This window comes from Erwinia sp. AnSW2-5 (genome assembly GCF_045107195.1).
GTDB lineage: Bacteria > Pseudomonadota > Gammaproteobacteria > Enterobacterales > Enterobacteriaceae > Erwinia.
On the sequence record NZ_JBJGXA010000011.1, the window covers coordinates 236,426 to 250,628 of the forward strand.

The 14,203-nt window shown below is 54.8% G+C and carries 13 protein-coding genes; 7 read left to right on the forward strand and 6 right to left on the reverse strand.

Annotated features, from left to right (window positions below; all coding sequences use genetic code 11):
* Positions 1–34: 34 nt before the first annotated feature.
* Complete coding sequence (ptrR, locus tag ACFL9S_RS10430) at positions 35–913, reverse strand: putrescine utilization regulator PtrR (RefSeq protein WP_405261793.1); 879 nt, start codon at positions 911–913, stop codon at positions 35–37.
* A 102-nt stretch (positions 914–1,015) separates the two neighbouring features.
* On the opposite strand from ptrR, the gene ACFL9S_RS10435 reads away from it, so the two are divergent.
* The 7 genes from ACFL9S_RS10435 to mglC all read left to right on the forward strand — a co-directional run bounded on the left by ACFL9S_RS10435 (position 1,016) and on the right by mglC (position 9,298).
* Entirely contained in the window at positions 1,016–2,149 is a 1,134-nt protein-coding gene (locus ACFL9S_RS10435) for a YbfB/YjiJ family MFS transporter (RefSeq protein WP_405261794.1), read from the forward strand.
* Between the two features lie 140 nt (positions 2,150–2,289).
* Complete coding sequence (gene folE, locus ACFL9S_RS10440; RefSeq protein WP_133841478.1) at positions 2,290–2,955, forward strand: GTP cyclohydrolase I FolE; 666 nt, start codon at positions 2,290–2,292, stop codon at positions 2,953–2,955.
* 54 nt (positions 2,956–3,009) lie between these two features.
* Positions 3,010–4,179, forward strand: coding sequence for a DUF418 domain-containing protein YeiB (yeiB, locus tag ACFL9S_RS10445; protein ID WP_405261795.1), 1,170 nt, complete (start codon positions 3,010–3,012; stop codon positions 4,177–4,179).
* A 135-nt stretch (positions 4,180–4,314) separates the two neighbouring features.
* The gene (galS, locus tag ACFL9S_RS10450; protein WP_405261796.1) at positions 4,315–5,355 is read left to right on the forward strand and encodes an HTH-type transcriptional regulator GalS; all 1,041 of its coding nucleotides are present in this window, start codon (positions 4,315–4,317) and stop codon (positions 5,353–5,355) included.
* A gap of 319 nt (positions 5,356–5,674) precedes the next feature.
* Complete coding sequence (gene mglB / locus ACFL9S_RS10455) at positions 5,675–6,670, forward strand: galactose/glucose ABC transporter substrate-binding protein MglB (protein WP_405261797.1); 996 nt, start codon at positions 5,675–5,677, stop codon at positions 6,668–6,670.
* A 77-nt stretch (positions 6,671–6,747) separates the two neighbouring features.
* A complete protein-coding gene (mglA, locus tag ACFL9S_RS10460; protein ID WP_405261799.1) occupies positions 6,748–8,268 on the forward strand; it encodes a galactose/methyl galactoside ABC transporter ATP-binding protein MglA in 1,521 nt (506 codons plus the stop codon).
* A 19-nt stretch (positions 8,269–8,287) separates the two neighbouring features.
* On the forward strand, positions 8,288–9,298 hold the full coding sequence (gene mglC / locus ACFL9S_RS10465) for a galactose/methyl galactoside ABC transporter permease MglC (protein ID WP_405261800.1): 1,011 nt from the start codon (positions 8,288–8,290) through the stop codon (positions 9,296–9,298).
* 94 nt (positions 9,299–9,392) lie between these two features.
* On the opposite strand, the gene sanA is transcribed toward mglC, so the two are convergent.
* From sanA to ACFL9S_RS10490, 5 genes are all read right to left on the reverse strand, one after another.
* Complete coding sequence (gene sanA, locus ACFL9S_RS10470) at positions 9,393–10,106, reverse strand: outer membrane permeability protein SanA (protein ID WP_405261801.1); 714 nt, start codon at positions 10,104–10,106, stop codon at positions 9,393–9,395.
* A gap of 153 nt (positions 10,107–10,259) precedes the next feature.
* Positions 10,260–11,957, reverse strand: coding sequence for an NAD-dependent malic enzyme (locus tag ACFL9S_RS10475; RefSeq protein WP_405261802.1), 1,698 nt, complete (start codon positions 11,955–11,957; stop codon positions 10,260–10,262).
* A gap of 126 nt (positions 11,958–12,083) precedes the next feature.
* Positions 12,084–12,974: a cytidine deaminase gene (gene cdd / locus ACFL9S_RS10480; RefSeq protein ID WP_405261803.1), complete on the reverse strand. Its 891-nt coding sequence runs from the start codon at positions 12,972–12,974 to the stop codon at positions 12,084–12,086.
* Positions 12,975–13,100: 126 nt separating this feature from the next.
* Positions 13,101–13,793: a CidB/LrgB family autolysis modulator gene (locus ACFL9S_RS10485; protein WP_405261804.1), complete on the reverse strand. Its 693-nt coding sequence runs from the start codon at positions 13,791–13,793 to the stop codon at positions 13,101–13,103.
* Positions 13,786–14,181, reverse strand: a complete 396-nt coding sequence (locus ACFL9S_RS10490) for a CidA/LrgA family protein (protein ID WP_405261951.1) — start codon at positions 14,179–14,181, stop codon at positions 13,786–13,788. Before ACFL9S_RS10490 ends, ACFL9S_RS10485 begins: the two co-directional genes overlap by 8 nt.
* Positions 14,182–14,203: the final 22 nt, after the last annotated feature.

Below are 14,203 nucleotides of genomic sequence, written 5' to 3' on the forward strand. Positions count from 1 at the left end.
TAATAAGCGTAACCAGGGTTGACGGAAACAGCGGTTAATCGCTGGACTTCTCATCAAATTGTTCAATAATCAGATACTTCAGCGCTTCAACGTTGGGCGTGAAAGCATCGCGTCGCCACACCAGTCGGGTGTCGGTGTCGCGCATTTCGGGTGGCAGCGGGTGCTGACGCACGCGTTCGTGGCCCGGCATCTGCGCCAGCACCGCAGCAGGCAGCAATGCCAGCCCGCCGCCGCTGGCCACGCAGGCCAGCATGGCGTGATAGGACTGAATCTCCATCACATTGCCCGGCTGGGCCCCTGCATTGCGGAACCAGTTCTCAAACCGGATGCGATAGGAACAGCCCGGACGGAAGGCAAACAGCGTACTGCCAGCGGCATCGGCGGGCGTCATGATATCGGCGTGATCCAGGCTGGAAATCAGCACCATCTGCTCGGGAAACGCCACGCAGCTGTTGAGTTCATCGGCATTGACCGGGCCATCCGCCAGCGCGGCGGCCAGCGTGCCGACGCGGACTTTCTCGATAATCTCAGAAGAGGTACCGGTGCTCAGCGCCAAATTCACGGCGGGATAACGCTGGTGAAACTCGGCCAGCAGGGAGGGCAGGCGCGTGGCGGCGGTGCTCTCCATCGAGCCGAGGGCAAAATTGCCCGCCGGTTTGCCGCCGTGTGCCATGTTCAGCGCCTCTTCGCTCAGCGCAAGAATACGCTGGGCATAACAGAGGAAATTATGGCCCATCGGTGACAGGCGCAGACGCTGTTTCTCACGGATAAACAGATCGGTGCCCAGCTCTTCTTCCAGCTGGCGCAGGCGCGTCGTCAGGTTTGACGGCACCCGATGTAACTGCTCCGCTGCCCGCACGACGGAACCGCTGTCGGCCACCGCGCAGAACATTTTAAGTTGGGTCAGGTCCATTCGTTCTCTTATCGTAAGCAACTTTGTTAGTATTATTCACTTTTCGTGATTTTAACCATCACTCATGCTGATGGCAACTGAAAATCGGCTGTGGAGTCAAAAATGCCAGTACGTGTTGCGTTGTGCGCTTTTCTGACGTTGGTGGTGGCGATGGGGATAGGGCGCTTTGCCTTTACCCCGCAGGTGCCTTTAATGATAGCTGAACATCAGCTGTCGCTGACCAGCGCGGCGGTGGTGGCAGCGCTGAACTATCTGGGTTACCTGTGTGGTTCGTTTGATGCCATGCGCGCCACCCGGCGCGTGGAGTGGCGCTTGCAGGCGGGGGTCTGGGGAGCTGTGGCGCTGACGTTGCTGTCCGCCCTGGTTTCCGGCCCGTGGCAGCACGGCGTCGTGCGCTTCCTGATTGGCTGGGCCAGCGGTTGGGCGATGGTGCTGATCGCGGCGTGGAGCAATGAACAGCTGCACCGCTATCAGCGTCCGGGGCTGAGTGCCGCCGTGTTCGCCGGGCCGGGAACCGGGATTTTTATCAGCGGATTGCTGGCGGTGTGGTTGCACAGTCAGCAGGTCAGCGCGGCCTGGGCCTGGGGCGCTTATGGCGTGCTGGCGCTGATCTTGGTGGCGCTGATTGCCCGCACCTTACCGCGTACCGGGCAGTTGCATCGCCCGGAAACCGCCCCGGAGCCGCTGCGTCTGACGCCTGGCCTGAAGCGGCTGGTGTGGAGCTACAGCCTGGCCGGGTTTGGTTATATTCTGCCAGCAACGTTTCTGTCGCAGATGGCGACCACGCGTTTTCCCGGCCTGATCAGCCAGTTTGTCTGGCCGGTATTCGGCGGGGCTGCCGTGGTGGGGATTGCTATTGGCATTCTGACCCGTCACCTGGGCTGTAGTAACCGCCGTCTGGCGCTGGTGCTGTGGGTGCAGGCGCTGGGGGTTTTTGCTTCAGATCTGATCCCCGGATTATGGGGGCTGGCGCTGGGATCGGCGCTGATTGGCGGCGGCTTCCTGTGCGTGGTGCAGCTCTCTTTGCACTATGCCCGCGAACTGGCGCCGCTGCACACGCGTTACCTTGCCGGGTTACTGACCACCGGCTATGCGGTCGGGCAGCTGGTGGGACCCTTGCTATCGGCTATCTCGACCGCGCTGACGAACCGGCTGGAACCCGCGTTATATGTGGCCGGGGCGGCGCTGCTGGTGGCTGGCGTATTGGTATGGCATCGCGAGGCGGCAGCTGAATGAAACTGTTTCATCGACAATTAAATTGATTCACTGGATCAGACACCAAATGTGTTCCAAAATAGCGCCTCAGAAATTCCCGCCATCGATATGAATTATTTCGGGGATTGGATTTTGTCAGACCTGCCGGAGAAAAGAGATAAATGGCGACGTTAAGTCAGGAAGCCACACTGGTTCATGAGGCACTGGTTGCCCGCGGCCTGGAAACCCCGCTGCGTTCACCTGTGCGCGAGATGGATGACGACACGCGTAAGCAGCTTATCGCCGGTCATATGACCGAAATTATGCAGCTGCTCAATCTTGATCTGGAAGATGACAGCCTGGCCGAAACGCCGCAGCGTATTGCCAAAATGTACGTCAACGAAGTGTTCTCCGGTCTGGACTACGCCAATTTCCCGAAAATCACCGTCATTGAAAACAAGATGAAAGTGGATGAAATGGTGACCGTGCGTGATATCACGCTGACCAGCACCTGCGAACATCACTTTGTGATTATCGACGGCCAGGCGACCGTGGCCTACATCCCGAAAGAGAAGGTGATTGGCCTGTCGAAAATCAACCGTATTGTGCAGTTCTTCTCCTCGCGCCCACAGGTGCAGGAACGGTTGACGCAGCAGATCCTCGTGGCACTGCAAACGCTGCTGGGCACCAGCAACGTCGCGGTCTCCATTGATGCTGTACACTACTGTGTAAAGGCACGCGGTATCCGTGATGCGACCAGCGCCACCACCACGACCTCATTGGGTGGGCTGTTCAAGTCCAGCCAGAACACGCGCCAGGAGTTCCTGCGCTCGGTACGCCATCGCTAGCAGGTCTTGATGCGGGCGGGCCGAAACACCGGTCCGTCCCTACGGTAAACCGGTATGTCCCGTATTCTTCCCCTCGATTTTATTCGTGGACTGGCCATTCTTGGCATTCTTCTGCTGAATATCACCGCCTTTGGTTTACCGAAGGCGGCTTATCTCAATCCTGCCTGGCAGGGATTGCCATCGACCCGTGATTTCCTGGTGTGGGCGGCAATGGATCTGTTCGCCCAGGCAAAATTTCTCACGTTATTTGCCATCCTGTTCGGGGCCGGGCTGCAATTGCTGTTGCCGCGCGGTAAGCGCTGGATACAGTCACGCCTGTCGTGGCTGGTGATCTTCGGCTTTCTGCACGCGTTGCTGCTGTGGGAGGGCGATATCCTGCTGGCTTACGGGCTAACCGGGCTGGTGACCTGGCGGATGATCCGCGATGTGCCCGGTACAAAGCAGCTGTTTAATACCGGGTTGATGCTGTACCTCATTGGCAGCGCAGTACTGATCATACTCGGTATGGCATCCGGGCCGAACCCGAACAGTTCATGGCTGGCCGGAGCGGCTGACGTGCAGTATGAAACCTTCTGGCGCACCCAGGGCGGCTGGGAGGCGATGGCGAATCGCCTGGATATGCTGGGGTCGGCGCTGATGGCGCTGATGGCACAGTATGGCTGGCAGCTGGCGGGCTTAATGATGGTGGGCGCTGCATTGATGCGCAGCGGCTGGCTACGCGGCACGTGGAGCCTGCAACACTATCGACGCACGGGCGTGATGCTGGTGCTGATCGGCATGCTGATTGAAGCCATTTCCATTGCGTTACAGTGGCACGTCAAATGGGAGTTTCGCTGGGCAGGCTTCTTCCTGCAGGTGCCGCGTGAACTCAGTGCGCCGTTGCAGTCGCTGGGCTATGCCGCGCTGTGCTTTGGCTGGTGGCCGCAGCTTCAGCGTTTTCGCCTGACGCTGATGGTGAGTGCGGTGGGCAGAATGGCGCTTTCCAACTATCTGTTACAGACGCTGATTTGCACCACGTTATTTAACCACTTTGCGTTGTTCAATCACTTCGATCGCCTGCAATTGCTGCTGATTGTTCCATTGGTCTGGGCGGTTAACCTGTTGTTTTCTCTCTTCTGGCTGCGGATATTCCGCCAGGGACCCGTCGAGGCGGTATGGCGCCAGCTAACCGGATGGGGCGTAGAGAAAAAACCCGTGGAAGATGATGCTCATCACAAAGGTTAAAAAATTGTATGTAACCGTTTTCAAGCCTGTGACGGAATTCACGTAGAACGGGCCTTTCACCTGACAGAATAGACATCAGAATGCGTCTGGGTCAGGAAGGGCTATGCAAATAACAGGCTTCAGTGGTAATCGCTCATGATTACCATACGTGATGTAGCCCGCGAGGCGGGTGTTTCGGTCGCTACGGTGTCGCGGGTGCTGAATAACAGTGCGTCAGTGACCGGAGACACCCGCGAGGCGGTGCTGAAAACGGTTGCACGCCTCGGTTATCGTCCCAATGCGAACGCCCAGGCGCTGGCTACCCAGGTCAGCGACACCATCGGTGTGGTGGTGATGGACGTGTCCGATCCCTTCTTTGGCGCGCTGGTGAAAGCGGTGGATACCGTCGCCCAGCGCCTGCACAAACATGTGCTCATCAATAACTCCTATCATCAGGCAGATAAAGAGCGTCACGCGATTGAAGTCCTGATCCGTCAGCGTTGTAATGCCTTGATTGTTCACGCGAAAGCCATGCCAGATGAAGAGCTTGCTTCACTGATGCAGCAGGTGCAGGGCATGGTGCTGGTCAACCGTATTATCCCCGGTTTTGCCCATCGCTGCGTCTGCCTCGACAATGTCAGCGGGGCGCTGATGGCGATGCGTATGCTGCAACAGCACGGCCACCAGCGCATTGGCTACTTAGGCTCTGTCCACCCGATTGAAGATAACGACCAGCGGCGTGCAGGCTGGTCTCAGGCGCTGAGTGAGCAGGGCGTGACGCCCGTGGAAAGCTGGTGTGCCAGCGGTGAGCCGGATTTGCAGGGCGGCGAAGCGGCAATGGTGGAGCTTCTTGGGCGTAACCTGCAGCTGACGGCGGTGTTTGCCTACAACGACAGCATGGCTGCCGGAGCGCTGGCCGCGTTGAAAGATAACGGTATTGCGGTGCCACAGCAGCTCTCTGTCGTTGGCTTCGATGACATTCCCATTTCGCGTTACACCGATCCGCAGCTCAGTACCGTGCGCTACCCGATTGTTTCTATGGCAAAACTGGCCACTGAGCTGGCGCTGAAAGGCGCGGCTGGTGAGCTGGACAGCAGCGCGCAGCACTGCTTTATGCCGACTCTGGTACGACGCCATTCGGTGGCAACACGGCAAAATGTGGCGGCCGTCACTAACTCAGGCGAATCTACGATGTAACCGTTTCCAATCTGTGAGTAAATTCACAGTTAATTAACAAGGCCTTCTCTATGATGGCAGCGTCCTGCAGGGTTTGAAACATTATGTAACGGCGGATTGTCCCCTTGTGACGGTCAGTTGCCTTCCCTGCGAAACAGTTTTACACACAGCATTCAGGAAGCATTCCGTACAGGGAAGTCGGGTTTGATGATCATTATCGTCGGTGCCGCTGATCGTAGAATTAACATTTTTGCGACGCCGCCCACAAACTGATCGCCCCGTGCCTCGTCATTGACTGGCACGCGGCGTTGAGTACTACCCTACAAAAACCGGAGATACCATGAATAAGAAGGTTTTCACTCTCAGCGCCCTGGTGGCAACAATGCTGTTTGGCGCAACTGCTCAGGCAGCAGATACCCGTATTGGCGTCACCATTTATAAATACGACGACAACTTTATGTCCGTCGTGCGCAAGGATATTGAGAAAGAAGCCAAGCTCAACCCGGGCGTGCAGCTGCTGATGAATGACTCGCAGAACAGCCAGTCTACTCAGAACGATCAGGTTGACGTACTGGTTGCTAAGGGCGTGAAAGCGCTGGCCATTAACCTGGTTGACCCGGCTGCTGCTGCGGTTGTGATCAGCAAAGCAAAAGCGAACGACATTCCGGTGGTGTTCTTCAACAAAGAACCGACCGCGAAAGCGCTGGCCAGCTATGACAAAGCTTACTACGTCGGTACTGACTCTAAAGAGTCTGGCGTGAAGCAGGGCGAGCTGATTGAGAAACACTGGAAAGCCAATGCAGCCTGGGATCTGAACAAAGATGGTCAGATTCAGTTCGTGCTGTTAAAAGGCGAGCCAGGTCACCCGGATGCGGAAGCCCGTACCAAATACGTGATTGATACGCTGAACAAAGATGGCCTGAAAACGCAGCAGCTGCATCTGGATACCGCGATGTGGGATACCGCACAGGCGAAAGATAAGATGGATGCGTGGTTGTCTGGCCCGAACGGCAACAAAATTGAAGTGGTTATCGCCAATAACGATGCGATGGCAATGGGTGCAGTAGAAGCGCTGAAAGCACATAACAAGTCCTCTGTACCGGTCTTCGGTGTGGATGCGCTGCCAGAAGCTCTGGCGATGGTGAAATCTGGCGCAATGGCCGGCACCGTACTGAATGATGCGAAAAACCAGGCGAAAGCGACCATTGATATGGCGATTAACCTGGCGGCGGGTAAACCTGCCACCGAAGGTACCGATTACAAACTGGATGGCAAAGTGGTCCGTGTTGCTTATGTCCCAGTCGACAAAGACAACCTGGCCGACCTGCCTAAATAAGTACAATCTGATACGGATGCTGGTTCCAGCATCCGTTTTTCAGGCGTTGAATAAAACACCTTCAGCCGGGTAGAACTATGGGCAGCGATAACGTGCAAACACAGCGCGAGTTTTTACTGGAGATGACGGACGTCAGTAAGTCATTCCCCGGTGTTAAAGCGCTCGATAATGTTAATTTAAAAGTCCGTCCACATTCGATTCACGCCCTGATGGGGGAGAATGGTGCCGGTAAGTCAACACTCTTAAAATGCCTTTTTGGTATTTACAGTAAAGATACGGGGAGCATTCTTTTTCAGGGCGAGGAAATTAATTACAAAAGCTCTAAAGAGGCGCTGGAAAATGGCGTGTCGATGGTGCATCAGGAATTAAACCTGGTTCTGCAACGTACGGTTATGGATAACATGTGGCTCGGCCGTTATCCGAAAAAAGGCTTTTTCGTCGATCAGGATAAAATGTATCGCGATACCAAAGCGATTTTCGACGAGCTGGATATTGATATTGACCCGCGTGACAAAGTGATTTCGCTGTCTGTTTCTCAAATGCAGATGATTGAGATTGCGAAAGCTTTTTCCTATAACGCAAAAATCGTCATTATGGATGAGCCAACCTCATCGCTGACGGAAAAAGAAGTGAACCATCTGTTTACGATTATTCGTAAGCTGAAAGATCGTGGCTGCGGCATTATCTATATCTCTCACAAGATGGAAGAAATCTTCCAGCTGTGTGATGAAATTACCATCCTGCGCGACGGGCAGTGGATTGCCACTCAGCCGCTGGAAGGGCTGGATATGGATAAGATCATTGCCATGATGGTTGGGCGATCGCTGAATCAGCGCTTCCCGGATAAAACCAACGTACCGGGTGAAACCATCCTGGAAGTGCGTAACCTGACCTCACTGCGTCAGCCGTCCATTCGCGATATCTCTTTTGATTTGCGTAAAGGGGAGATCCTCGGGATTGCGGGCCTGGTGGGCGCGAAACGTACTGACATTGTGGAAACACTGTTTGGTATTCGCGAGAAATCAGGCGGTACGATTAAGCTGCACGGTAAGGCCATTAATAACAACAGCGCCAATGAAGCCATTAATCATGGTTTTGCTTTGGTGACCGAAGAACGTCGTTCTACCGGGATTTACGCATACCTTGATATTGGTTTTAACTCACTGATTTCGAATATCAGTAAATATAAAAACAGTATTGGTTTGCTGGATAACACCCGAATGAAGAGTGATACCCAATGGGTGATTGACTCGATGCGGGTGAAAACACCAGGACATCATACGTCGATTGGTTCGTTGTCCGGTGGTAACCAGCAGAAGGTCATTATTGGTCGTTGGTTATTAACGCAACCAGAAATACTGATGCTCGATGAGCCTACACGCGGTATTGACGTGGGGGCGAAATTCGAAATCTATCAGTTGATTTCTGAACTGGCGAAAAAAGGGAAGGGGATCATTATCATCTCTTCCGAAATGCCAGAGTTGTTGGGCGTTACCGATCGTATTCTGGTAATGAGTAATGGCCTGGCCGCAGGCATTGTCGAAACGAAGACTACCACGCAAAACGAAATATTGCGTTTGGCATCGTTGCACCTTTAATGATGTAAGGGCTGTTACTATGAAAGCAGTGAATAAGAAAAGTTTGCTCACCTGGCTGAAAGAAGGTGGGATTTATGTGGTGCTGCTGGTATTACTGGCCATCATTATTATCCAGGATCCAACGTTCTTAAGTTTAATGAACCTGAGTAACATCCTGACCCAGTCTTCGGTGCGTGTCATTATCGCGCTCGGTGTGGCGGGTCTGATTGTCACCCAGGGTACGGACCTGTCAGCAGGACGCCAGGTGGGTCTGGCTGCGGTAGTGGCCGCCACGCTGTTACAGGCAATGGATAACGCGAATAAGGTGTTCCCACATCTGGAAACCCTGCCGATTGCCGTTGTTATCGGGATTGTTTGTGCGATTGGTGCCGTGATTGGTCTGATCAACGGTCTGATTATTGCCTACCTGAAGGTGACGCCGTTTATCACCACGCTGGGCACCATGATTATCGTTTACGGTGTTAACTCACTGTATTACGACTACGTCGGTGCGTCTCCGGTCGCGGGCTTTGATGAGAAATTCTCTACCTTTGCTCAGGGATTCCTGCGTTTCGGTGACTTTAAACTGTCATTCATTACCTTCTACGCGATTATCGCCGTCTTCGTGGTGTGGATCCTGTGGAATAAAACCCGCTTCGGTAAAAACATTTTCGCCATCGGCGGTAACCCGGAAGCAGCACGCGTCTCAGGTGTTAACGTTCCGTTTAACCTGATTCTGGTCTATGCGCTGTCCGGTGTGTTTTATGCGTTTGGCGGGATGCTGGAAGCGGGCCGTATCGGTTCTGCCACCAACAACCTCGGCTTTATGTATGAGCTGGATGCGATCGCCGCCTGTGTGGTTGGTGGGGTGTCATTTGCCGGTGGTGTGGGTACGGTTGCGGGTGTGGTGACCGGGGTAATTATCTTTACGGTGATTAACTACGGTCTGACCTATATCGGTGTTAACCCTTACTGGCAGTACATCATCAAGGGCGGCATTATTATCTTCGCCGTTGCACTGGACTCGCTGAAATACGCACGTAAGAAATAATTCTACCGGGATAGCGGTTCGACCGAAACAGAAGGTCGAACCCTACAGAGTGCAGAAATTATAAGGGCTGACCTTTCTACGGGTCAGCCCTTTGTTATTTCTTCTTCTGTATCTCCAGCAGCTGCTCCGGGGTGACGGCCGGATAACTCTGGGCATCTTCCGGTACTTCATGCCGCGCAGGAATAGGCACCAGCGGCCCGAGGAAGCGCGGTTCACGCTTCATCAGATACAGATCGGCCAGTGCGCCCAGACGGGCACCCACTTCACGCATCCTCACGCTCCACATATTTTTTGGCGAGGGAACGGCATAACACTGGGCCTGGATCCCCATATGCAGGGCGATAAACAGGGCGCGCTCGCAGTGGAAACGCTGAGTGATAATGATGAAATCGTTGGTATCAAAGACTTTACGGGTGCGCACAATCGAATCCAGGGTGCGGAAACCAGCATAATCCAGCACGATATCAGACGGCGTCACGCCCGCGGCAATCAGGTCGCGGCGCATGGTCATCGGTTCGTTGTAGCTTTGCTGGGCATTGTCGCCACTCAGCAGCAGATAACTGACCTTTCCGCTGTTGTAAGCGTTGATCGCCCCCTGCATGCGGTAGAGATAATACTGGTTGATGACCCCGGTCCGGTAATACTTGGCCGTCCCCAGAACCACGCCGACCTGACGGTGCGGCAGCGCTTTCAGATTGTCATAGACGTAAGGTGCGGTTTTCCAGCTCATCCAGCGATCCAGGCCAAGCGCGGTCAGTACCACCAGGGCAATGATGATAATCAGACCATAAATCAGGCGTTTCAACATGCTGAATGGCGCTCGGGTTAGCGGTGGACAGAGGATTCAAGGCTACTTGAGCTGGAGAGGTGAAGCAAGTCACACTGTGCCGGATGGGCTTTTTTCATGCAATATGCCCTTCCAGGCTGCGTGTCTTATGCGCCTGGAAGGGAAATCACCGTATCAGATTGAGGTCCGACGATAATTACGGTACTGCGGCAGCCAGAAGTTGGCCGCGATAGCCTTCGACAACACATCTTCGGAGGTCACCACCGCCACGCCCGAAAGCTGTGCGGCTTTACCCACGGCCATGGCGATCAGTTTTGACACACCCTGAATATCTTTCACTTCAGGCAGCACCGGGCCAAAACCATCGTTGACCAGCGGAGAACACTCTGCCAGCGCCCGGCTTGCCGCCATTAGCATGCTGTCCGTGACGCGGGTTGCACCAGACGCAATCACGCCAAGGCCAATGCCTGGGAAGATATAGGAGTTGTTGCACTGGGCAATCGGGTAGGTTTTATCCTTCCAGGTGACCGGGGAGAACGGGCTACCCGTAGCGACCAGCGCGTTACCGTCAGTCCAGGCCATAATATCCTGCGGCGTGGCTTCCACACGAGAGGTTGGGTTCGACAGCGGCATGATGATAGGGCGTGCGCAGTGTTTGTGCATTTCACGCACGATCTCTTCGCTGAACAGGCCAGGCTGGCCGGATACACCGATCATAATGTTTGGCTGCGCGTTACGTACCACATCGAGCAGTGACAGCGAGTCGCTGCTGCTGTCCCAGCTGGCCAGATTTTCGCTTTTTTGCACCAGTTTGCTCTGGAAATTGAGCAGGTTTGGCAGCTTATCGGTCAGCAGGCCGAAACGGTCAACCATAAAGACGCGGCCACGGGCTTCTTCGTCGCTGAGGCCTTCAGACTTCATCTGTGCGATGATCTGTTCGGCAATGCCGCAACCGGCAGAGCCTGCACCCAGGAAGACGACTTTCTGCTCACAGAGCTTGCTGCCTGCTGCACGGCTGGCGGCAATCAATGTACCCAGCGTCACTGCCGCCGTACCCTGAATATCATCATTAAAGCAGCAGACTTCATCGCGATAGCGCTCAAGCAGCGGCATCGCATTTTTCTGTGCGAAGTCTTCGAACTGCAACAGCACGTTTGGCCAGCGGCTTTTCACTGCGTGAATAAAGTCATTAACGAAGCTGTTGTACTCTTCGCCGGTAATGCGCGGATGACGCCAGCCCATATACAGCGGGTCATTCAGCAGCTGCTGGTTGTTGGTTCCCACATCCAGCACTACCGGTAAGGTATAGGCCGGGCTGATGCCACCGCAGGCGGTGTAGAGGGAGAGTTTACCGATAGGAATACCCATCCCGCCGATGCCCTGGTCGCCCAGGCCGAGGATACGCTCACCGTCGGTGACCACAATCACCTTCACATTCTGTTTGGTGGCGTTTTGCAGCATATCTTCAATGTTGGCGCGGTTCGGGTAAGAGATGAACAAACCCCGTGCGCGACGATAGATCTCAGAGAAATGCTCGCAGGCGGCACCCACGGTCGGGGTGTAAATGATCGGCATCATCTCTTCCAGATGATTGTCGAGCAGGCGGTAGAACAGCGTTTCGTTGGTGTCCTGAATATTACGCAGGTAGACGTGTTTATCGTTATTGTTCTTAAAGTCCTGGAACTGACGCCATGCGCGCTCTGCCTGCTCCTCGATGCTCTCCACTGTTTCTGGCAGCAGGCCATTCAGGTTGAAGTCATTACGCTCTTCAATCGAGAACGCACTGCCTTTATTCAGAAGGGGGAATTCCAGCAAGATAGGGCCAGCATAAGGGATGTAAAGCGGTCGTTTACTTTCGTATTCGAGTTCCATGCAATTCATACTCTATTAGGATCGGAATGTTGTGGCGCCAATCCTAAAATAATTCATCTGAAAGTACAGCTTTTGTTAACACGTAATAACAAAAGCTGCGATCTTTCTCGAATTATAAAGACTCTTTTACGCTTTATTCAGCGAAACGGTGGTAAAACGCGTGCAACCCAGTGCTGCCAGTGTGGCTTCGGTGGCACTCTGCTGGCTCAATGTGGCATCCGGGGATTCGGCCAGAACGGCCTGCTGAATATCGCTCAGGCTATGTCCGCTGAGGCTGAGTAAGTTCAGCGCACCCTGCAACGGCGGCAGGCTGGGATTAAACGCCGCGTTTTCGGCATAACGCCCGGCAAAGATCGCGCCGCTGGCGGTTTGTAAGGCGACACCGCTCCAGGCTTTGCTGTAAGGCGCGTGACTGTGGCTGGCGGCGTTAATCGCCGCTTGCGCCAGTGCATCTCCGGCAGCGATAAAGCCGTGGTCGATGTCGTCCATTAGCAAGGTGGTGATGGCCAGGTCGCGCGGGCCAAAGGAATCCGGCAGATAGTCGCCCAGTGTTGCCGCAGCACGGCCAGGCAGTTCAATGGTCAGCCCGCTGCCGCTGTTCAGCTCATTCATAAACTGTCGGCAGTGGCCGCACGGCGTGTAGTTGACGGTGATGCACGCCAGTACGCTTTCACCCCGCAGCCAGGCATGGGTTACCGCACTCTGCTCGGCGTGAACGGTTTGCTGCAGGGTGGTACCGGCAAACTCCATATTGGCACCAAAGAACAGCGCGCCGCTTTTTCCACGTGCAATGGCACCCACTTTAAAATCAGACAAGGTGGCTACCGCGCAGGATGCCGCCAGCGGCAGCAGGGCAAAGGCCAGCTCGCTGTCGTTAAATCCGCAATGTTTTTTCAGCTCATCCGCCTGCTGTGCCGTCATAAATCCGGCGAAGTCATCCGCGGCCAGGATCGGCTGAAGTGCGCTTTGTAACAGGGTAGGTAGCGTGGCAAATGCCTGCTGGTAACGTGGGTGCATAGTGGGGCCTCTTTCGCTGAATGCAGCCCATGTTAGCGGGCCGGCAGCCAGTTATATGTGATCTAAATCTCTCTATCAATGTAATAAATGAAATTGATCAGCAAAATGCGAGACTTATCGCAAGTTTTAGCCCCATAACGCCATCAGTAACGGAAAAATAAACGGTGCCAGAAGTGAGGTGATAATCCCGCACAGCACCAGCGCCAGTGAGCTGAATGCCCCTTCCTGGTAGTCGATCTCCGCAGCACGCGCCGTACCCAGCGCATGCGAAGCATTACCAATGGCCAGACCGCGCGAGGATTTACTGCGTACCCGCAGCAGGTTAAGCAGCATATGGCCGAACACGGCACCCAGCACACCCGCCAGCAGCACGCAGATGGCGCTGATTGCCGGAATACCGCCGAGTGAGCCAGAAATGGCCATCGCAATCGGTGTGGTGACCGATTTGGGTAACAGCGTTGCAGCAATCTGTGGCGTAGCGCCTAACCACAGTGCAATGGCCGTACCGGACACCATCGCCGTAATACTGCCGACAAAGCAGACGCTGAGAATGGACTTCCAGCGCGTGCGGATCTGGTGCATCTGCTCGTACAGCGGCAGGGCCAGCGCGACGACCGCCGGTTGCAGCAGATCGTTCAGCAGGGCACTGCCCTGGAAATAGCGCGTGTAGGGCATTTGCAGCAGCAGCAGCAGCGGAATAATCACTGCCATCGCAATCAGCAACGGGTTGACGATCGACATTTTGACTTTTGCCGCCAGTTTGCGTGCGGCAAGAAACACCAGCACGGTCAGCGGCAGCGACCACCAGATATCACTCATCGTTTGCTCCTGTGCGCCGCTGGTGGCGGTCATTAAGGCGCTGTGACATCAGTCCAATGGTGACCAGCACAATCAGCGTGCTCACCACGCAGGAGATCACAATCGGGCCGAACTGGGCGGTCAGGATATCCATATCGTTCATTACGCCGACGCTGATGGGGACGAACAGCAGGGCCATATAGCGGATCAGCAGATGGCAGCCGGGTTTGACCCAGTGGATTGGCAGAAGTTGTGAGGCAAGTAGCGCAAACAGCACCAGCATACCGAGAATGCTGCCGGGAATGGCAACAGGCAGCAGGGCCGACAGGCCGCGACCGGCATAGAGACAAAGATAGATAATGATGAAAGCGCGCAGGTATTGCCATACAACGAGGAGAGCGTTGCGCATGATCAGATCCCAGATGGCGTAG